The organism is Pseudomonas sp. 2822-15, assembly GCF_002742515.1.
GTDB classification, from domain to species: Bacteria; Pseudomonadota; Gammaproteobacteria; order Pseudomonadales; family Pseudomonadaceae; genus Aquipseudomonas; species Aquipseudomonas salomonii.
Genome location: NZ_LJRY01000320.1, coordinates 46,426 through 65,751 on the forward strand (window position 1 = coordinate 46,426; position 19,326 = coordinate 65,751).

18 protein-coding genes are annotated in these 19,326 nt (G+C 59.8%); 9 read left to right on the forward strand and 9 right to left on the reverse strand.

Translation table 11 applies throughout. The annotated features are described in order from the left end of the window. Nucleotides 1-176 precede the first annotated feature (176 nt). Nucleotides 177-995, forward strand: coding sequence for a 2,5-didehydrogluconate reductase DkgB (gene dkgB, locus AOA59_RS28060; protein ID WP_099489767.1), 819 nt, complete (start codon nucleotides 177-179; stop codon nucleotides 993-995). Here dkgB and AOA59_RS28065 read toward each other — a convergent pair. The 8 genes from AOA59_RS28065 to AOA59_RS28100 form a co-directional block, all read right to left on the reverse strand. Then, on the reverse strand, nucleotides 992-1,414 hold the full coding sequence (locus tag AOA59_RS28065) for a hypothetical protein (protein ID WP_056858053.1): 423 nt from the start codon (nucleotides 1,412-1,414) through the stop codon (nucleotides 992-994). The two genes, dkgB and AOA59_RS28065, sit on opposite strands and share 4 nt — an antisense overlap. Before the next feature lie 134 nt (nucleotides 1,415-1,548). Then, nucleotides 1,549-5,175 carry a transporter substrate-binding domain-containing protein gene (locus AOA59_RS28070; protein ID WP_099489768.1) on the reverse strand — a complete coding sequence of 1,209 codons (3,627 nt, stop codon included), beginning with the start codon at nucleotides 5,173-5,175 and terminating at the stop codon, nucleotides 1,549-1,551. A 6-nt stretch (nucleotides 5,176-5,181) separates the two neighbouring features. After that, nucleotides 5,182-5,829: a response regulator transcription factor gene (locus AOA59_RS28075; RefSeq protein WP_065911371.1), complete on the reverse strand. Its 648-nt coding sequence runs from the start codon at nucleotides 5,827-5,829 to the stop codon at nucleotides 5,182-5,184. 262 nt (nucleotides 5,830-6,091) lie between these two features. Continuing rightward, nucleotides 6,092-6,808: an MgtC/SapB family protein gene (locus AOA59_RS28080; RefSeq protein WP_099489769.1), complete on the reverse strand. Its 717-nt coding sequence runs from the start codon at nucleotides 6,806-6,808 to the stop codon at nucleotides 6,092-6,094. Between the two features lie 483 nt (nucleotides 6,809-7,291). Beyond that, a complete protein-coding gene (locus AOA59_RS28085; protein ID WP_099489770.1) occupies nucleotides 7,292-7,873 on the reverse strand; it encodes a GNAT family N-acetyltransferase in 582 nt (193 codons plus the stop codon). Nucleotides 7,874-7,886: 13 nt separating this feature from the next. Then, nucleotides 7,887-8,231 carry an FKBP-type peptidyl-prolyl cis-trans isomerase gene (locus tag AOA59_RS28090; protein WP_099489771.1) on the reverse strand — a complete coding sequence of 115 codons (345 nt, stop codon included), beginning with the start codon at nucleotides 8,229-8,231 and terminating at the stop codon, nucleotides 7,887-7,889. Nucleotides 8,232-8,325: 94 nt separating this feature from the next. Continuing rightward, the gene (locus AOA59_RS28095; protein ID WP_017138992.1) at nucleotides 8,326-8,946 is read right to left on the reverse strand and encodes a hypothetical protein; all 621 of its coding nucleotides are present in this window, start codon (nucleotides 8,944-8,946) and stop codon (nucleotides 8,326-8,328) included. A 117-nt stretch (nucleotides 8,947-9,063) separates the two neighbouring features. Continuing rightward, nucleotides 9,064-10,032, reverse strand: coding sequence for a hypothetical protein (locus AOA59_RS28100; protein WP_017138991.1), 969 nt, complete (start codon nucleotides 10,030-10,032; stop codon nucleotides 9,064-9,066). A 171-nt stretch (nucleotides 10,033-10,203) separates the two neighbouring features. Between AOA59_RS28100 and AOA59_RS28105 the strand changes: the two genes are divergently transcribed. From AOA59_RS28105 to AOA59_RS28115, 3 genes are all read left to right on the forward strand, one after another. Then, complete coding sequence (locus AOA59_RS28105; RefSeq protein WP_099489772.1) at nucleotides 10,204-11,700, forward strand: PAS domain S-box protein; 1,497 nt, start codon at nucleotides 10,204-10,206, stop codon at nucleotides 11,698-11,700. A 132-nt stretch (nucleotides 11,701-11,832) separates the two neighbouring features. Then, nucleotides 11,833-12,084 carry a CsbD family protein gene (locus AOA59_RS28110; protein ID WP_065911363.1) on the forward strand — a complete coding sequence of 84 codons (252 nt, stop codon included), beginning with the start codon at nucleotides 11,833-11,835 and terminating at the stop codon, nucleotides 12,082-12,084. Between the two features lie 14 nt (nucleotides 12,085-12,098). Further along, on the forward strand, nucleotides 12,099-12,371 hold the full coding sequence (locus tag AOA59_RS28115; protein WP_056858062.1) for a DUF1652 domain-containing protein: 273 nt from the start codon (nucleotides 12,099-12,101) through the stop codon (nucleotides 12,369-12,371). Nucleotides 12,372-12,490: 119 nt separating this feature from the next. Here the strand turns inward: AOA59_RS28115 and AOA59_RS28120 are convergent, their stop codons facing one another. Further along, the gene (locus tag AOA59_RS28120; RefSeq protein WP_056858063.1) at nucleotides 12,491-12,799 is read right to left on the reverse strand and encodes an RcnB family protein; all 309 of its coding nucleotides are present in this window, start codon (nucleotides 12,797-12,799) and stop codon (nucleotides 12,491-12,493) included. A 213-nt stretch (nucleotides 12,800-13,012) separates the two neighbouring features. Between AOA59_RS28120 and AOA59_RS28125 the strand changes: the two genes are divergently transcribed. From AOA59_RS28125 to AOA59_RS28145, 5 genes are all read left to right on the forward strand, one after another. Continuing rightward, a complete protein-coding gene (locus AOA59_RS28125; protein WP_143522837.1) occupies nucleotides 13,013-14,050 on the forward strand; it encodes a hypothetical protein in 1,038 nt (345 codons plus the stop codon). Between the two features lie 138 nt (nucleotides 14,051-14,188). Then, nucleotides 14,189-14,746 carry a helix-turn-helix domain-containing protein gene (locus AOA59_RS28130; protein ID WP_099489784.1) on the forward strand — a complete coding sequence of 186 codons (558 nt, stop codon included), beginning with the start codon at nucleotides 14,189-14,191 and terminating at the stop codon, nucleotides 14,744-14,746. Nucleotides 14,747-14,757: 11 nt separating this feature from the next. Continuing rightward, nucleotides 14,758-16,104 (forward strand): glutamine synthetase family protein, encoded by a 1,347-nt coding sequence (locus AOA59_RS28135; RefSeq protein WP_099489774.1) that lies wholly within the window; start codon nucleotides 14,758-14,760, stop codon nucleotides 16,102-16,104. A gap of 14 nt (nucleotides 16,105-16,118) precedes the next feature. Beyond that, nucleotides 16,119-17,219 (forward strand): DNA alkylation repair protein, encoded by a 1,101-nt coding sequence (locus AOA59_RS28140; protein ID WP_099489775.1) that lies wholly within the window; start codon nucleotides 16,119-16,121, stop codon nucleotides 17,217-17,219. A gap of 156 nt (nucleotides 17,220-17,375) precedes the next feature. Then, nucleotides 17,376-19,235, forward strand: coding sequence for a DUF3857 domain-containing transglutaminase family protein (locus AOA59_RS28145; RefSeq protein ID WP_099489785.1), 1,860 nt, complete (start codon nucleotides 17,376-17,378; stop codon nucleotides 19,233-19,235). Nucleotides 19,236-19,326 lie beyond the last annotated feature (91 nt).

The window sequence follows — 19,326 nt, forward strand, 5'->3', positions numbered from 1 at the left end:
GTCATGCGAACCCATGCTTTAGTGAACGGGCGTGCAGGGCACCGCCCCCTCGCCACGGCAAGGCCATGGGCATTCGTGATTTGTGGTTAAGAGTCCTTTTCGCAATGGGCGGTTTTTCCGAGTGAACGACGGGGGGATACTCGACTCCATTGTTCACACCTCTTCTGGAGTTACTGATGTCTAACCCAACCCCAAACGTCCCCGCCTTCGGCCTCGGCACCTTCCGCCTGCAAGGCCAGGTGGTGATCGATTCTGTGAGCACCGGCCTGGAACTGGGCTACCGCGTCATCGACACCGCGCAAATCTACGAGAACGAAGCCGATGTCGGCCAAGCCATTGCCGACAGCGGCGTAGCGCGTGATGAGCTGTTTATCACCAGCAAGATCTGGATCGCCAATTTCGCCGAAGGCCAGTTGATTGCGAGCCTGCGCGAAAGCCTGCGCAAACTCAAAACCGATTATCTCGACCTGACGCTGATCCACTGGCCATCGCCGGAAGGCCAGGTGCCGGTCGCCGAATTCATGGGCCAGTTGCTGGAAGCCAAGCGCCTGGGCCTGACCCGCCAGATCGGCATATCCAACTTCACCATTGACCTGATGAAGCAGGCTATCGCTGCGGTGGGTGCCGAGAACATCGCCACCAACCAGATCGAGCTGCACCCCTACCTGCAAAACCGGAAGGTTGTGGATTTCGCCACCGCCCAGGGTATCCAGATCACGTCGTACATGACCCTGGCCTACGGCGAAGTGCTCAAAGACCCGGTGATCCAGCAGATCGCCGAACGCCATCAAGCCACACCGGCGCAGGTCACGCTGGCCTGGGCCATGCAATTGGGTTACGCGGTGATCCCGTCGTCGACCAAACGCGCCAACCTGCAAAGCAATCTCGAGGCCCTGCACCTGACCTTGAGCGCAGCCGATATGGCGCAAATCGCCGCCCTGGAGCGCGGCCATCGATTGACCAGCCCCAAGGGCATTGCGCCGAAGTGGGACTAAACCCCGGCCAGCGGTTTGCGCGATAACTCCCGCAGCCATGGCAACACCCGCAGGCCCGTCGTGGCCTCGGGTGGGTCGATGATATCCATGAAGTGTTCAAGATTGACGTTGTCCGGCACACCCGGCAACCGCACCAGTACGGCAGACTTTGTACCCGTCGACCTGCCCAGGTCCTGATGGTCGTAGAGCAGCACATGCCGCACCTGCGGCTGCGGCCCGCAAGCCTGCTGCGCCAGCCCCGCATTAATGATCAACACGTCGAAGGGTTCGGCCGGGATCGCGGTAAGTATCTGGACTTCCTGATAGGTCTGCACCGGCACAATCCGGTGGTAACCCAATTGATTGAGCATTTTTTCGATATACAGTCGTTGCAGGTGTTGTTCATCGGCAATCAGGATGGTCAGTGCTTTGTTCGGCATGGCGAACCCCTGGGCTGGCAGCGCTCGTCAGTGAGCGTCACCCATTTTCCAGACATATACCGAAGACAAAATCAGGCATATTCCCCCTTCATGTAGGAGTTCTCCCAAATCTACCGAATACCCCTCAACGGCGGTCAGAGCTGCTTGCAATAAGCATCCATGCGCTGGTGCAAATCAGCAATCGCCGCGTCTATCGCTTTAACCGCCACGGCCAATGCACTGCGCTTGTGCCGCTCACACACCGCCTCCAATGTTTCGCAACAGGCGATCAACGTCTCAGCCTTGACCATTCGCGCCCCTCCTTTGACGCGATGCGCGAGTTCGTGCAGCTCGCCAAAACTGTGCTGGCGTAGCGGCAATGCCAATATCGCACGGTCTGCTTTCAGGCTGTCGAGCAAGGCGCCCAACAACTCCTTGAGCGCGGCGCTATCGTCCCCTGTTACGACGGTCAAAGCCGTCAAATCAAACCCCGGCTCAGCGTCGGGTGACTCAGGCCCGAGCGCATAGGCGCTCAGCGCCGAGCGCAAGTCCTCAAGCCCGGCAGGCTTGAACAGGCAACCATCCATGCCCGCCTGCCGGCAGCGCTCGGTTTCTTCGGGCTGGGCATTGGCGGTAAACCCCAGCAGCAGACAGGCGTGCAAGCCTTGCTCATGCTCTTGCGCACGGATCTCACGCGCCAAGGCATAGCCATCCTTGAGGGGCATGTTGCAATCGGTGATCACCACATCGGGCCGCTGGGTTTGCCAGCGCTCCAAGCCCTGGACGCCGTCTTCGGCAGTGCTGATGCGGTGTCCCAGAAAGCTCAGCTGCCGAGCCAGCAGCAGGCGATTGGCCGGGTAGTCATCTACCACCAGAATGTTCAACACACGCACGGGCCGGGTGGGTGCCGGCGTGGCCGAAACCTCGCGTGTTATTGTCGCTGTCGTCGCTAATGTGAGTGCCACGTCCACCCGCGTCCCCTGCCCCAGCATACTGCTCAACTGCAGATTGCCCGCCATCATTTCGCACAACGTGCGGCTGATCACCAACCCCAGGCCCGAGCCGCTGCGCGCCGATTGCTCGGTATTGCTGCCCTGGATAAACGGGTTGAACAGCCGCTGCTGGTCCTCGGCACTGATGCCTATGCCGGTGTCTTCTACCCATAAGGTGAGGTCCAATTGGCCGGGGTCCGATGCCAACCCGCAGCGCCCGCCCAAGCGCACCCGGCCCTGGTCGGTAAACTTGATGGCATTGCTCAGCAGGTTGGACACCACCTGCTTGAATCGCAACGGGTCGATCAGCACCGCGCGATCCATTTGCGGGTCAAGTTCGACTTGCAGCGCCAGGCCCTTCGCGCGCGCCAACCCTTCAAATACCCGTGCCACCGACGTCACCAGTTCATGCAGGTTGGCTGGCTCAAGGGCTAATGACAGATGGCCGGACTCGATTCGGGCAATATCCAGAATGTCGCCGATCAGCTCCAGCATGCCATGGGAGGCCACCGAGGCCACTTCCAGGGCATCGCGGTCGGCACGCCCTTGTTCGGCGTTGGCCAGCGCCAGCTCAATCATGCCGATCACCGCATTCATGGGGGTGCGGATTTCGTGGCTCATGGTCGCCAGGAACGTGGTCTTGGCACGGTTGGCGGCGTCAGCTTCCTCCTTGGCCTCCTGCAGCTGGCCCAGCAAGCGCTGGCGCTCGCTCACATCCACCCAGCCGGCAATCATGCCCACGACATTTTCGTCGCCATCACGGTACGGGAGCATCCAGTGGTAAATGGTCAACACCTTGCCTGCAGGCAACCTGAGCACCCGATCATGAATCTGCGGCTCGCCCCGCTCCATCAAGCGCAGATAATCCTCATGGAATGACTGGGCCTGCGGCGGGTTGCCGGTGTCGGTTTCGATCACCGTCTTGCCAATCACCCCTTCAAGCTTGAAGCCGAACACATCCAGGTAAGCGCTGTTGCAAGCCATCAGCCGGCCCTGGCGATCACGTACGTAGATGGGGTGGGGCGTACCGTCGATCAGCACGCCCATAAAGCGCATCTGGTCGCTCAACGCCCGTTCGGCCTGAGCGCGCTTGCGTATCAGGCTGCGCAGGTAAATCGCCCACCCCAGGGTGATCAGCAGCAATACCGCCGCCAGGCCGAACCCTTGGATAATCGTGCTGCGGTGGCGCAGCCAATGGTCTTCGATGATCACATCGGTGCGCCATTGGCTGATCAGTTCATCCATCTCCTGGGGCGGGATGCTCAGCAACGCCTTGTCCAGTATCGAGTACAGCTCCAGCTGACCCCGGTTGACCCCGAACGTCATGCGCACGGGTTCAGAGCCGACGGTGCTGGTAACGTGCAAGCGGTCGCGGTACTCAAAGGCGATCAGGTAACGCGCATAGATCAGCGAACTGACGGCGCCCTCGGCACTGCCGCTGGCGACCAGGGCCATGGCATCCGTAGGGTTCTTCGCCTCCACAAACTGGATACCGGGATAGTCGCGATTGATGACTTCACGCAGCGCGTTGCCGCTGGGGATTGCCAGGCGTTTACCCAGCATATTCTCCAGGGTCATGGTGCCAGGCGTGTCGGTGCGGGTGACCAGCACCAGCGGATTGGTCAAATAGGGCCGGGTAAAGCGCACCTGGTCAGAACCTTCGATGCTGGGCGTGACCACCGCCATCATGTCCGCCCGGCCCGAACGAACCGCCTCGATTTGCTGGGGCATCGTGCCGCCCGGGACCACATCGAACTTCAAGCCGGTGCGCAGGCTGATCCGGGAGAGAACGTCCGCACTCAAGCCCTCTGATTGCCCTTGTGCCGTGAAGGATGCCAACGGCAGCATCTGGTCGGACGCCACCACCCTCACCCGTGGGTGTTTTTCCAGCCAGCGTTGCTCGCTGGTACTCAGGTGCAGTCGCTCAGCCCCCAGGACGCCAAGATTGCCAGCACTCCAACGGCGCACGATATCCAGCTGCTGGTTAGTCGGAATTGACCTCAGCGCGCTGTTGATAATGCGCAGCAGGCGGATATTGTCCCGGCCCACCGCAAACGCAAAGGCGTTGGACTCCAAGGTCGAAAAGTCCGCCAGCTGTACGTTGTTGAGGTGGTTGCGATTGATCTGGTAGTGCGCGGTGATGGCATCTCCGAGGTAGACATCGGCGCGGCCAAAGGCCACGGCGCCGATGGCTTCGAAGACCGACGCAAACAGCTCCACATGGGCCTTTGGGTAGAACGCCTCGACCACATCGGGCGGCATGTAGTGATAAAGCATCGCCACACGCTTGCCGGCCAGGTCGACACTCAGGGACTGGGTGTCTCCGGTACGGGTGACCAGCACGGGCTGGTCATTGGCATAGGAGCGCGACAGGACGAGTTGCGGGTCCCCCGCCTCAAACCCGTTGGCCGAACCCAGGAAGTCGATGGAGCCTTGCTTGAGCGCTTCGATCACCTCATCACGCGTGTCATAGCGGCGCACTTCAACGCTGACATTAAGCGCCTGGGCAAGCAACTGGGCATAGTCGGCGGTGATACCTTCCAGCTCATCGTTGTTGTTGGTCAGTTCGAAAGGCCCGTAATCGGGCGCGGAAACCCCCATCCATAGGGTGCGCCGCTCACGCAGCCAGTGCCAGTCGGCGTCTCCCAGTACCACGGGCGTGTCATGCCCGTCGAGGCTCGAATGCCCCAGCAACCGCAAGGTGTGCGGCTCATCAAGGGCAACAGCGAGCAGCGGCGGCAGGCTCATCGACACCATCAGGATGAACCGTCGAACCAGGGCCAGGATCATGTCGAATCAGATCAGATGATTGCGCTGGGCAAATTTGGCCATGTGCACCACAGAAGACATCCGCAACTTCTCCTTGAGTCGAGTCTTGTAGGTACTGATGGTCTTGTGGCTCAGCAGCATATCCAGGGCAATCTTGTTGTTGGTGTAACCCAACGCCAACATCCTCAACACGGCCAATTCGCGATCCGACAGCGAATGCACCAGTTCTTGCTCGGTGGCCTGCAAATCGTCACGGCGCACCGAACTGCTTGGCAGGCTGGGGAAACAGTTGTAGTTGGACATCACCGCCTTGATTGCTTTTTGCAGCTCTTCCAGCTCTCCGGTCTTGGCAACAAACCCCATGGCGCCGGCACGCATGCACCGGGTGGAAAAAAACTCCGGCGGATACGACGTCAATACCAGAATCTTGCAGGGCGCCCCCAGCGCCTTGACTCGGGCGATCACCTCCAGCCCACCCAGTTTTGGAATGGCCAAGTCGAGAATAATCAAGACGGGGCACCATTCTCTAACCTTCTGAAGCGCGTCGGCCCCCGTGCCGGCTTCCTCAATGTCAGTGAAGCCTTCGCACTTGAGCAAATACCTGACAGTCGCCCGTATAAACGGATGGTCGTCCACGATTAATACTTTGTTCCCACTAACTGACGCTTTGCTCATATCACTACCCTGAGAAGAATAAGTACCCTTACACATCACGCGGGACACAGGTACCTGTGAGAAATGACAGTGCCGACCAGTGGCACTGCCTTCACTCAGGTGGCCCCTTCGATCGAAGTCATGCCGAGCACATGTAGCCGAACCGTGACCACCGGCCAGCTGCAAGTGCGCAACCTTAACAACGAAATAACGTATTGACCGAAGGGGGAATCCCAATCATATGTAAGACTTTTCCTCGCAAAATAGCGCTTGCGCACGCTTCTCAGTCGGTGGTGCTCGGGCTCCAGAACGCCTGCACGATCAGGCTCGATGTGGAAATACGCGCCACCAGCGCGTCCAGTTCGTCGCCGTCTACCGAGGTCGCGGCCAGGGTGGCCTCGATTTCCACCTCTTCGCTGCCGAACGGCCGCACATCAACGTCGCTGGCCGGGTAGTTGCAGCGCGCCAGTTCGGCTTCCAGCAGCACCATCACCGCCTGTTGCTGGCTGCGCCGGGCGATGACATAGAGGATGTTGGTGACCTCCGCCGACACCACGTCCAGTGGCTGGCGGTTGATGTTATTGACGATCGGCCGCAGCAAGGTGTTGGCCGCCAGCACAAACAGGGTGCCCAACAGTGCTTCAAGGATCAGATCAGCCCCCGCACACGCCCCCACCGCCGCCGACGCCCAAAGTGTGGCGGCAGTGTTGAGCCCACGCACGTTGCCTTCTTCGCGCATGATTACGCCAGCGCCCAAAAAGCCGATGCCCGACACCACGTACGCGACCACTCGCACCGCGCCCTCCGCGCCGCCCAGGCGGTTGGCCATGTCGACGAAGATCGCCGCGCCCACCGCCACCAGCACGTTGGTGCGCAAGCCCGCCGTACGCTGGCGGTACTGGCGCTCGAAGCCGATCAAACCACCGAGGATAAACGCCGCGGTGAGGCTGACCACGGTATCGACCAGGGAGTTGAGGTTGATGTTGTTGATTGCCTGCATAAGAAAAATCTCCATGACTGCTGCGCATGCCGGAAACCTTCGTGCAGGTACGACCGACTGCACCGCGCCCGTTGTAAAGGCACAGTCAGCTTGGCCCGCCCGCCGTAAAAGGCAGGCGCGTGCGTAGCATCCCAAGTGATTTGAGGTGCTGGTCAGCGTCGATGAGAGGGATACAGGCAGCTGCCAGGACTGGCCGCTGCCGGAATGCCGCTTCTCGCTTTTTGAGGCGAGACAACGGCATCAGGAAAAATGCGCGTTACCTTGCCAAGTAGATGCCGGTTACCGAAACCGGCCGACGACTGTCGCTCGAACAAGTACCCACTGAGGGTCTCCGCTATTGATGAAAACGCGCGGAGTTTACCCCGCGTTTTGGAGTGAGTAAACCGTAGGAAAATTTACCGATGGCGTTTGGATGGATTGTTCAGGGTGAGTTCAGAAACTGAAGATCAAGCCAGCTCCCACAAGAACTGTGTACGTCCGCTATTACGACATATCGGGCCGATCCCGCTCAACCAGCTTCAGGTAATTGTCCATCTGCCCACCTGCCAGCGCCTTGACCTGAATTGACACTGTATTCACCTGCCGTCCCATCCTGATGCCTTCACGCGTGCGCACCTGCACATACCCAAGCCTGGGCCAGAAGCGCTCGGCCTTGGTATTGCCGACCACCACCGTCAATCGCAGCCACTGGGCACCGTTGCGCACCGCCCAGGCTTCAAGATCGGCATACAGTTGTCGCGCAAACCCAGTGCCGTGCAGGCGCGTATGCACCAGCAGCAAACCGATATGCCACACGCCGACGGCCAGCAAATCTGCCGCGATGTTCACCACGGCAGCCAGTGGCTCCTGCGCATCGCGATAACCCAGCCAGTACATCCGGCTGCAACGCCAACCTGCAGGCAAACAGCCCTGCAACTCTTCGTGCGCTTCGGTCGGTGATGCCGGTTCACCGTTGACCGCGATGAAATACTCGGGTGCCTGGTCAAAAAAACACTGCAGTTCACCCGCGTCGCCGGCATGCAGTTCAACCACTCGAATACCTTCAAGTGAGCAACCAACTTCCATGTTTATTTTCCCTTTAATCGTCGCGCGTCAGCACTTCCAGCAACTCGATTTCAAAACGCAGATTACTGTTGGGTTTGATATGCGCGCCCATCGAACGCTCGCCATAAGCCAGGTGTGCCGGCACAAAAAGCGTGCGCACGCCGCCGACCTGCATGCCCATCAAGCCCAGGTCCCAGCCCTTGATCACACGCCCGGTGCCGATCACACACTGGAACGGCCTGCCGCGCTCCCAGGACGAATCGAACACGGTGCCGTCTTCTAGGGTGCCGGTGTATTGGGTGGTGATCAGCGCACCCTTGACCACGGTTTTGCCGGTGCCCTGGCGGGTGTCGGTGATCTGGAGTTCATCGTTGCTCATGAGGCTCTCGTTGGATGCGTAAAGACTTGGGTTTTCCCGCAATAGAGTGAGCTTGGCAAGTGCGCCCTCGCCACACACTCATGCCGATCGTTCATTACAACCAATGCCAGAACCGGCTCCAGAACCCGCGGCCCAGATCATCCTTGCAACGCGCATATTGCGCCGCGTACATCTGCGAGCGCGCCTGCACCTTGCTCGCCACCGGCGGCAGCCAGGCTTTGGCCGCATAGGTACGCTGGCGATAGCCGCCCCAGCCTTCGTGGTAGTTCAGGTATTGGCCGTAGGCGTCGTATTTGTACACGCCGTTGATGGTGTAGGTCTTGTCCATGTACCAACCCACAAAGTCGATGGAGTCGTCGAAATCCTGACGGCTCGCACCACTGCGGCCGGTGCTCTTGCGGTAGTCGTTCCACACCTCATCCTTGGCCTGGGAATAGCCTTCGGCGGTCGACACGCGCCCCCATGGGATAATCCATAGCAGGTATTTGCGCGGGGTCTTGGCATCCTGGCGGAAGCCCGACTCTTGATACATGATCGCGAACGGCACCTGGATCGGCACGCCCCAGCGCTTTTGCGTGACCTTGGCGGCGTCGTACCAATCGTCTTTTTCACGAAAGATGCCGCAGATGTCGTTTGGCGTGCGTGGCGGTGAAGTACCGCACGCCGCCAGCAGTGAAGTGAGTAATAACAGCCCGACAGCTTTGCCTGCGCTCAAAGTGCACCTTTGCGTGATACGCGTAAAAAGCCGGTATTTTACGCATTCATTCGGGCGCAGGGGTGAGCGAGTTATCCACTGTGCCCACAGGCGGCGTCCCTGCCGCACATGTTCAGCTTAAGCCAACGGCACGCGACGCGTGGTCAGTGCGGTACGACCCACAAAGAAGCTCAACGCTGCGCCCAACAGCAACATGGCCAAGGTGCTCCAAGCTGCGCGGGACAGCTGTTTAGCCGCCACTTCACCGGCTTCACGGGCTTTCTGCTCGGCTTGCTGCTTGAGCTCATCGACCTTTTGCATGGCTTGCTGATAAGCCTGGGCATAGTTGTCGACGATCTGGGTGGCTTCGGCTTTGCTCTTGCCGGTACGGGCGGCCACGATGTTGACCAGCGCGTCTTTGTCCGCTGCATTCAACGCAGGCTCGCCGGAGGCTTTGACGCGTTCGAACCACTGCTTCAACTCATCACCGGCCTGGGCAGGGTTGGTCGCGGCGTCCTTGGCCGATTGCTTGCCGTCGGCGGCGGCCTGGTCGGTTTTCTGCTCGACGTTGGCCGGATCCAGCTCAGGCTTGCCGCTCTGCTTGAGCAAGGTGTCGAGTTGGCCTTGCAGGCTGTTCCAATCGAGTTGGATACCCTGCTCGTTCAACTGCTGCTTGATGCTGTTGCCGATCCCAGGCGCAGCAGCGGCGATACCACTGCCGGCGGCGGACAAGCCCTTGCCCACCACATTACCGGCGGTGCCGACCACACTGGCGGCCAGACCAGCCAGCAACCAGGTGGTGAGCAAGGTGGTAAAGGTCCAGGTCAATACGCCGTGCAGGCCGCCACGGTCCGGTGCAGTGCGCCCGGCCACAAAGGCGCCGAGGCCGACGGCCACCAGGGTGGAAACAAACAGCCAGATCCCTGCACCCGTGCCGAAGCCGCTCAGAGGGTTGCCCGCTTCCATCGGGTTGACGGCACTCGCGCCAATGGCGGTGCCCAGCACGCTGAGCACCAGGTAGGTCACCAGGGCAATTGCACTGCCGGCCAGCACAGAGCTCCAGGACACGCGAAACGGTGAACGGTTGGTTTCATAGACAGTTGTCATGATTAATCCTTTGAGTGGTTGACCGTATCAGTCTGGCGAGGTCGCTGCCGGTCGTCCCCGCTCAAATGCACCAGAGCCTCTGGTGCATTCGCACCCCGCAAGGGGCACGTTGTGTGCACTATCCTGATGCCTGGGTGTCGTACCCTTCATGCGCCCATCCCCGGAGAGACCATGACCCAGGACGTTCTTGCCAAAGAAACCAACCGCCGCCAATTGCAGCAGATCATTTCCGGGTTATCGGACGGTGTGATCCTGGCCGAAGTCGACCAGACCATTCTGTGGGCCAACGAAGCCGCGCTGACCATGCACGGGGTCAGTGAGGTGGAGCAGCTCGGCGCCAATACCGAGCAATACGCCAAGCGCTTCGCCTTGCGCTATCGCAACAACCATCCCTTGCCGCTGGACAGCTACCCGCTCAGCCGAGTAGCAGCCGGTGAAGAATTCAGCGATGTGGTGGTGGAAGTCCCCCCCGCCGACGACGAAGACCGCCGTTGGGTGCACCGCTTGCGCAGCCTGGTGCTGACGGACGCCCACGGCGAACCGGAGCTGTTGGTGCTGATCCTCAGCGACGCCACCGAGTGGGCCAGCGCAGAACAACGTTTCGAGAAAACCTTCAACGCCAACCCGGCACCTGCGGTGATCTGCCGTCTCAGCGACCTGCGCTACATCAAGGTCAACCAGGGTTTCCTGGAGATGACCGGTTACAACCGCGACCAGGTCATCGGCAAATCCGTGTATGAACTGGACGTGCTGGAACACGCCGATCGCAAGGACCTGGCCATCCAGCGCCTGGGCGAAGGCGCGACCATCCCGCAGATGCAGGCCGAGCTGCGCCTGCCCGAAGGCGGCAGCAAACTGGTAATCGTCGCCGGCCAGCCGTTGGACATGAACGAGGAAGACTGCATGCTGTTTTCCTTCACCGACCTGGAGCCACGGCGCAAGGCCGAGACCGCCTTGCGCCAGAGCGAAGAACGTTTCGCCAAATCCTTCCGCCTGACACCGGTGCCGACCCTGGTGTGCAACGCCGCCAACCGGCAAGTGGTGGATATCAACGAAGCGTTCATGAGCATCACCGGCTACACCAGCGAAGAACTGATCGGCAAGAACGTCGAGGACATCCACTTCATCGACAGCGCACCGGCGGGAGCGCAATTGTTCACTACCCTGGAAAACGCCGGCAACCTCGAAGGCCAGGACCTCAAGGTGCGCAAGAAAGGCAACGAGGTGATCGACTGCGTGGTCTCCGCCGACACGGTGATTATCGAGGACGTGCCCTGCTACCTGCTGGTGCTGATGAACATCACCGAACGCAAACGCTCGGAGCTTGAGCTGGTGGCGGCCATTGAGGAAGTGATGCAGGACGCCTCCTGGTTCAGCCAGACCCTGATCGAGAAGCTGGCCAACGCCAAGAGCGTCAACAGCCCCAACCTGCCGAACGTGGCCTTCACCGACCTCACCGCCCGTGAGCGTGATGTGCTGGGTCTGATCTGCGAAGGCCTGGCCGACAAAGAGATTGCCTCGCGCCTGAAACTTGCACCCAACACGGTGCGTAACCATGTGGCCACGGTGTACTCCAAACTCGGCGTGCACAGCCGCAGCGCGGCCATTGTGTGGGCCAGGGAGCGTGGCTTGTTTGCCGGCGAACTGCGCATCAAAAGCAAACCCTAGAGTGCAAATGCACTAGTGCGACCAGTGCAAATTCGCCTTATTGCACTGGCGCGTGCTGCTTAACCTTGAAGAGTGGGTACAGGGCCTATGGTCCCGTGCCGAAATGGTTTGATCTCTTCCAAGGAAAGCACGATGAAAAGCGAACAAGTCAAAGGCGCCGTAGAAAAAGTTGCCGGCAAGGCCCAGGGCGTTATCGGCGACCTCACCGGCGATGATCAATTGCACGCTGAAGGTGTGGCGCGTCAGGCGGCAGGTCAACTGCAGCAAACGTATGGCGACGCGCTGGAGACCGTCGGTGACTTCGCCAAAAACAAACCCCTGACGACCGTGGCTGTCGTTGCCGGTATCGGTTTGCTTGTGGGCCTGTTGCTGCGTCGTCGTTGAGGAGGCCGAGGCCTATGTTTACCCTCTCTCAATTGCGCAACTGCATCGAAGAAGGTTTGTCGCCGCTGACCTGCGAGTTCACCCTGTGCCGGGACGCGTCACTGACCCTCAAGGTCTACGACGCCGAAACCGGCCGGGTTGACCTGGTAGTCACCGGCATCAGTACCAACCGCCTGCAGACCCCGCAAGAAGTCGCCAAGATGGTTGAAGAGTTGCGCTACGAACTGCAGAGCAACAACGTCGGCAAGCTCACGCTGGATGATTTTGCTTCAACGACGACCCAATAAAAATGCAGCCGGGCTGATTTCCAGGCCGACCTGTGTGACGTCGAGGCTAACGTGATGGGTGAGGTAACGCGACCGGGATGGCCGGTTACCTTTATGCGCTAACGAGGAAAACACACCGATCAGCGCTTGACGGGGGTGATCTCGAGAATGGTGCCGTTGGTGGTTTTGAGCAGCACAAACTTGTCCCCCACCCGTGCCCATTGGCTGTCTGCCTCCGGCTGCTTGAGGCCACGTTTTTTCCAGTCGCTGACCGCCGATTCCTTGCGCATCAGGATATCCGGGGCGCGGTCACCCTCTTTCAAATCCCGCGTATTGATGCTCGAAGGCTGCACGGTTTCCTGAGGTGTATCACCGGCCTGCACGACAAAGCTGGCGGTGGACAGCCCAGCGGTGAGCAGCAGGCAAGCGGCTAGGGTCTTGGACTTCATGGGTGCTCCTTCAATGAATGATGCGTACCCAGGTTCCGACCGCAGGCGTGGCAATTCATTCAGCCGCAGATGATGCGGCGTGTTCGTTGACTAAATGACCCAACGTTCGCGCATCAAAAACTGGAGAAGTCCTACAGCCATCCCAGCGTTCTGAGTTCTCAATTCAAACCCAGCCATGAGCTGTGGTTTTCAGAACTCAGAGGACGTTGCAAAGTGACACAACGCGTACAAGTACTTTCGCTGCAAACCACTACTCCCGATGCCCACTCATCGCGCGCGGCCCATGAGTCAATTCTGGAATTCGCCAAGCGTGAGACGAATCGCCGCGCAGAGCAGTTGATCAGCTCAATGAGGCGCTCATTGGTAGCCCTCAAAGACGATTCATTTCAGCCCCTGGTTACGTTTGTAACCGCGCCCGAACTCTACTGGAATATTCCGTGGAGCAGCGTCAAGAATGTGCAAGAGCTTAAACAGCTGGAAGTGTTTTACCGCCGGACAATTCAACAACACGTCAGGCAGATTATTCGCGCTTTCCCGGCCAGGCAGTGGGGACGCCTCATCCTGTTACCGGGTACAAATGCATTGTTAACGCCCAGCAAACAGAACCCAAACCGCTACGAGGCTTTGAATTACGTAGTGGCCGGGAACAATTTCGGGAAACGATCATTTTGGGGCGCGCCCTTGATTTCAATGTGGCCCAAGCGAAATACCGCCTTGATTGACTACATGGGCCTGTCAGCAGAGCAGGCTGTAGAAAAGGATAACGAGCTGATCATTTTCGACCCGGAAACGGCCTCGCCGGAGCTTTTCGACGGCGACCCACCTTTGGTATTTGTGTACCAGCTCTCCGAGACACTCAGTGTCAATGTGTATGAACTGAGCACCTCCACCGCAAAACATCAACGCGGGTGTCGGCTGCTGCCTCTGTTCGACAACCAGCCAGTCCCGGATCTGCCCTTTGGTATTGATATTTGCGCGGATTATGGTCTCGGTCGTTTGGATGAATTGCGCAAGCCTCAGGTCAAAATCGACTTTCTGATTGCGGCGGGCCAGCGCACCGCGGCGGGTAAAGAGCTACACCAATCAGTGCAATACGTCGTCCGTAACGATGGTCGTATGTACACCACTCCTGACGGCCGCCCGCACAGCCAATGCGAGCTATGGACTGTGATTGATGGAAAAACCCACACGGTAATACCTGCTCGGTTGGTTACTGAAAACGTCTGGCTACATCAGTTCGAGGTCGATTGACCGACGGCCAGCCAGCCTCCAGCACAGCCAAGGGTCTTGATCGTTCCGGCGCTCCAGCGTCGGAATGATCAATTCACCGCCATTGCCCCCATGAAATAATTCGTGTAATTTTTCATGAAATTTATCGATATAAATTTCATGAATCAACAACAAGAACTCGACGCACTGGCCGTGTTGATCCACGACCTGCGCAAGCACAAGAAACTCACCCTCGCCCAACTCGCGCAAAAAATCGAGCGGTCGGTGGGTTTCTTGTCCCAGGTCGAACGCGGCCTGTCGCGCCCTACCGTGGCCGATCTCACCGCCATCAGCCATGCCCTCGACGTACCCACCACCTACTTCTACAGCCTGCCCAAACCCAAGGCGGTGGATTGGGTGACGCGCCCCAATGAGCGGCGCACGGTGTATTACGCCAATGGCATCACCGACATTCTGGTGTCGCCCAGCATGCACGGCGCGTTTTCGATGCTCGACAGCCTGTTGGCGCCCGGTGCCAACAGTGGCGAGCAAACCATGAGCGACCGCGCCGAGCAGGCCGGTTTTGTGCTGGAGGGCGAGTTGACGCTGTGGGTGGACGGTGAGACTGACCCGGTCACCCTCGGGCCTGGCGACAGTTTCCACCTGGCCAGTTTTGCCCATTGCCGCTACGCCAACCTGACTGATCTGCCCGCCCGCGTATTGTGGGTTTACAACTAGGAGCAACACCCGTGAAAAGCCAATCAGCCACGTTGCTGGCCGAAGTACGGACCTTTCGCCAGAACCACCCCGAGGTGCGTTACGTCGACCTGATCGCCCTGGACATTCCGGGGCATTTCTACGGCAAGCGCTACCCGGTGGAGATGCTGGAAAAAGTCGCCGCCGGCAGCCCGCTGAAGCTGCCGCAAAACGCCGTACTGCTGGGCGCTCAGGGCGGGCTGTTCAAGATCGGTGATTATTGCTTTCACGACGGCGACCCGGATGCCAACCGCCGCCTGGTGCCAGGCACGCTCAAGCCAGTGAGCTGGGAAGCGCAGCCGCTGGGGCAGATGTTGATCACCTCGGATGGCACCGAAGCGCCGATTGAGTTCGAACCACGTGAAGTGCTGGCCAAGGTGCTGGAACGCCTGCATCACAAGGGCATTCACCCGGTAGTGGCGTTTGAGCTGGAGTTTTACCTATTCGATAAAAAACTCGACGACGGCCTGCCGCAATTCGCCCGCGACCCGTTGAGTGATGACGCTGACGACCAGCCCACCCTGCATATCGAGCGATTGTCGCGCTTCAGTGAAGTGCTCGACGACATGGCGCAAACCGCCCAGGCCCAAGGCATCGACATCACGGTGATCACCGCCGAACTCGGCCCTGGCCAGTTCGAGATCAACTTCGGCCACTGCGACGACGGCCTGCGCGCCGCCGACTGGGCCGCGCTGTTCTGCCGCAGCACCCGTGGCGTGGCACTCAAGCACGGCTACCGCGCCAGCTTTATGGCCAAGCCTTATCTGCAATTTCCCGGCAGCGGCATGCATGTGCATGTCAGCCTGTATGACGGCGCGGGCAATAATTTACTCGCGGCGCACCAGCAGCAACCGCTGCGCCACGCGGTGGCCGGTTGCCTGGCCTTGCTGGCGCACTGCATGCCGATCTTCTCGCCCAACCACAACGCCTTCCGCCGCTTGGGTGGCACCGTGAACGCGGCCACTCGTGCCAGCTGGGGCTTTGAAGACCGCGACGCCTGCGTGCGCATTCCCGAATCCGACCCGCGCAACCTGCGCATCGAACACCGCCTGGCCAGCGCCGATGCCAACCCGTACCTGGTGCTGGCAGCGATCCTGGCAGGCTTGGAGCATGGCCTGGAAACCAGGCAAGAACCCATCGCGCCGCTGAACGAGGACCGTAACAGCGGCGCCGACTTCCCCCTGGAAATGCTCGACGCCGTGCGCGCCATGCAGCATCAAGCGATATTGCGCGATAAGCTGGGCGCCGAATTTATCGACGTGTACTGCGAAAACAAACGCCAGGACCACCTGGCCTTTCAACAAGAGATCAACGCGCGGGAATACCGCTGGTTTCTCTAGCCCTGGAATCACCGATGACCGACCAAGGCGCCCCGGCCCTCAAGGAAATCTTCAACGTCGAACGCCTGCAACACATCGCCAGTGAAATGACAGCGGTGTACCCGGCGTTCGACGCCAAAGGCTTTCTAAAGCACGCCAAAGCCGGGCTTGCCGAGTTGTCGGTGATGCAGCGCATGGCGCGGGTCAGTGAGAGCCTGCATGCGGTCATCCCATTGGATTATGCGCAAACCCTCAAGCTGTTCTATGCCCTGGCCCCGCGCTTGAACAGTGCATTTGTGTGCCTGTTCCTGCCGCACTACGTAGCCAGTTACGGCCTGAATGACTTCAAACGCTCCATGGCCGCGCTCAAATACTTCACCGTGTTTGGCTCGGCCGAGTTCGCCATTCGCCCGTTCTTGTTGAACGACTTTGAGCGCACCCTGGCCGTGATGCAGCAGTGGTCGCTGGACGCCAACGAACATGTGCGGCGCCTTGCCAGTGAAGGCTCGCGCCCTCGCCTGCCCTGGTCCTTTCGCTTGGCCCAGGTGCAGGCCAACCCGCAGCTGTGCGCCTCGATCCTGGATAACCTCAAGGCCGACAGCAGCCTGTATGTGCGCAAGTCAGTGGCCAACCACCTCAACGACATCACCAAGGACCACCCGGACTGGGTGCTCAGCCTGATCGAAGGCTGGAACCTGGACAACCCGCACACCGCCTGGATCGCCCGGCACGCCTTGCGCAGCCTGATCAAGCAAGGCAATACCCGCGCACTGACGATCATGGGTGCCGGCGCCAGGGCCGAGGTGAACATTCACCACCTGAAAGTCACACCGGCGGTGATCAACCTGGGCGAGCGCATCAACCTGTCGTTCAGCCTGGAATCCACCGCCACCGCCGCGCAGAAGCTGGTGGTCGACTACGCCATCGACTACGTAAAAAGTGCCGGCCATAGCGCGCAGAAAGTGTTCAAGCTCAAGGCCTTTACCCTGGGCGCAGGCGAACATCACGCCATCCGCCGCGAACAACATATCCGTGAGTTGACCACGCGCAAGCATTACGCGGGCAAGCATTGGGTGCATGTGCTGGTGAACGGCGAAAAGCTCGCCAGTGCCGAATTTGAACTGCTAAAACCCTGACACAAATCAAGCAAAAGGCTCTAGAACGGGCTTTTCAGACACATTTATTGTCAGACAATCGTGGCTTTTGTTGTTGCGATCCATTATCATCCGGCGCCTTCTCACTACCCGACGGGTAGTTGTTCCACTGTGTCACCCGAGGCGCCCATGCACCGTTTGTACCGTTTTTCGTTTCACCGCCCCTTGCTTGCCCTGAGCCTGGGGCTGGTTTGCCACTGTGCTAATGCCGCCCTGCAACCCATGGCCGAAGCCCCGCTGGCCAGCGACACCGAGCTGCACTGCCACTTCAACCGCGACGCCAGCACCGACTGCACCACCACCCAGCACTACACCATCCTCAAGCCCAGCGGCCGCGAAATGCTCTCGCGCATCGACTTCGATTACTCCGAAGGCGACACCTTTGAAGTGATCAGCGCCCAATCCACCCAGCCGGGCGCCAAGCCGGTCGCGCTGGACGCCGCGCAAATCGACACGCGCACCGCGCCCAACCCGGACCAGGGCTTCAGCCGCGACAAGCAAACCTCCCTGGCCTTCCCGAACCTGCGCGTAGGCACGCAAATTCGCTACACCGTGCGCGAACGTCGCGCCGCCAAACCGTTGGTGACCCAGTTTCACTACGCAATCATGTTTGGCCCCAGCGCATTCCGGCGCGACCACGTCAAAGTGCGCTTTACCGCCGAACGCCCGATCCAGTGGCGCAGTGAGTTGTTCGACGCTTTCAACGTAACGGCATCCGCCAACGGCAAGACCCTGGATGTGGTGCAAAAAAAGCCGACCTACCTCAATTACATCAACGAATCCTCCAGCGCCGCGCTGCAACACATCCCGCGCCTGGAAGTGGGCAGCGCCCTGGACCGCCAGGCGTATTTCGGTGATTTCGCCCAGCGTTACAACCAGATTCTCGGCGCCAACCTGCCGGCGCAAGCGGCCGCTGCCGTAGCCGCCGCACGCAACCTGGCGCCGGCGCAACAGGTCGAAGCGCTGATGCAGCACATCAACGACCACTACCGCTACCTGGGCGACTGGCGCGCTACCGAGCGCGGTTATGTACCGTTCAACCTGGCGGAAATCGAGCAGCATGGTTATGGCGACTGCAAAGACCTGGCGATCCTGCTGACCGCAATGCTCAAAGCCAGCGGCATCAAGGCCGAGACCGCCTGGGTCAGCCGTGGTGACGTAGCGTTCTCATTGCTGATCCCTGGCACCAACGCGGCGAACCACGCGATCGTGCGTGCCGAAGTCGATGGCCAGGTCTGGTGGCTCGACCCGACCAACCCGGTGTTCGCCCCCGGCCAGACCATGCCCGACATTCAGGACCGCTGGGTGCTGGTCAATGATGCTCAGGGCCAGGTACGCGAAGAACAGATCCCGCTGGAACGCCCGGAAACCACCCTGCGCCTGGACAAAAAAGTGCACTTCGACAAGCAAGGCAATGGCGCCACCCAGGCCACCATCACCTTCAGCCGCCTGCCGCTGATGCAAATGAGCGTCGCCGATCGCCAACAAGGCACCACCGCCACCGACCAGAACATCTGCGGCAACTTCGGCAACGAAATCAGCGACTGCACCATCACTCGCCCACCCACCGCCTTCGTGGTGCACGACGGCTACACCGTCAACGCCAGCATGAACGACCAGCGCGCGCTGGAAAAGCTCGCGAACGACTACGTCTACACCGACGAGTCACTCAAAGGCCGCTGGGATGGCTTCATCAACTACCGCCGCCATGATCAACAAGCCGACCTTTACCTGGGCAACCCCGAAACCTACGACTACCGCTTCACACTGACCGGTGGGCAGATGGAAAAAGCCATCCCCGGCTGCCAGGTGCGTTCGCCATGGTATGACCTGGATCTGGACGGCAAGCTTATGGATAACGGGCTGCAGTATCACTATCGCCTGAGCCAGAAAACGCGCTGGTTGACCCATGCGGAAGTCGCCAGTGAAGCGTTCGGCAAGATGATAAAAGAGGCGCGGGCGTGTGCCGAGCAGGTGCATCAGGTGGTGAAGCTCTAATAATTCACTGACACAACACAAACCCAATGTGGGAGCTGGCTTGCCTGCGATTGCAGTGTGTCATTCAACAAATAAGTTGACTGACAGGGAC

Coding starts and splice junctions, on each gene's coding strand:
- AOA59_RS28110 (WP_065911363.1), top strand. CDS start 11,833: ATGAAAAGCGAACAAGTCAAAGGCGCCGTAGAAAAAGTTGCCGGCAAG.
- AOA59_RS28100 (WP_017138991.1), bottom strand. CDS start 10,032: ATGACAACTGTCTATGAAACCAACCGTTCACCGTTTCGCGTGTCCTGG.
- AOA59_RS28085 (WP_099489770.1), bottom strand. CDS start 7,873: ATGGAAGTTGGTTGCTCACTTGAAGGTATTCGAGTGGTTGAACTGCAT.
- AOA59_RS28080 (WP_099489769.1), bottom strand. CDS start 6,808: ATGCAGGCAATCAACAACATCAACCTCAACTCCCTGGTCGATACCGTG.
- AOA59_RS28070 (WP_099489768.1), bottom strand. CDS start 5,175: ATGATCCTGGCCCTGGTTCGACGGTTCATCCTGATGGTGTCGATGAGC.
- AOA59_RS28090 (WP_099489771.1), bottom strand. CDS start 8,231: ATGAGCAACGATGAACTCCAGATCACCGACACCCGCCAGGGCACCGGC.
- AOA59_RS28120 (WP_056858063.1), bottom strand. CDS start 12,799: ATGAAGTCCAAGACCCTAGCCGCTTGCCTGCTGCTCACCGCTGGGCTG.
- AOA59_RS28140 (WP_099489775.1), top strand. CDS start 16,119: ATGACCGACCAAGGCGCCCCGGCCCTCAAGGAAATCTTCAACGTCGAA.
- AOA59_RS28105 (WP_099489772.1), top strand. CDS start 10,204: ATGACCCAGGACGTTCTTGCCAAAGAAACCAACCGCCGCCAATTGCAG.
- AOA59_RS28065 (WP_056858053.1), bottom strand. CDS start 1,414: ATGCCGAACAAAGCACTGACCATCCTGATTGCCGATGAACAACACCTG.
- AOA59_RS28075 (WP_065911371.1), bottom strand. CDS start 5,829: ATGAGCAAAGCGTCAGTTAGTGGGAACAAAGTATTAATCGTGGACGAC.
- dkgB (WP_099489767.1), top strand. CDS start 177: ATGTCTAACCCAACCCCAAACGTCCCCGCCTTCGGCCTCGGCACCTTC.
- AOA59_RS28115 (WP_056858062.1), top strand. CDS start 12,099: ATGTTTACCCTCTCTCAATTGCGCAACTGCATCGAAGAAGGTTTGTCG.
- AOA59_RS28130 (WP_099489784.1), top strand. CDS start 14,189: ATGAATCAACAACAAGAACTCGACGCACTGGCCGTGTTGATCCACGAC.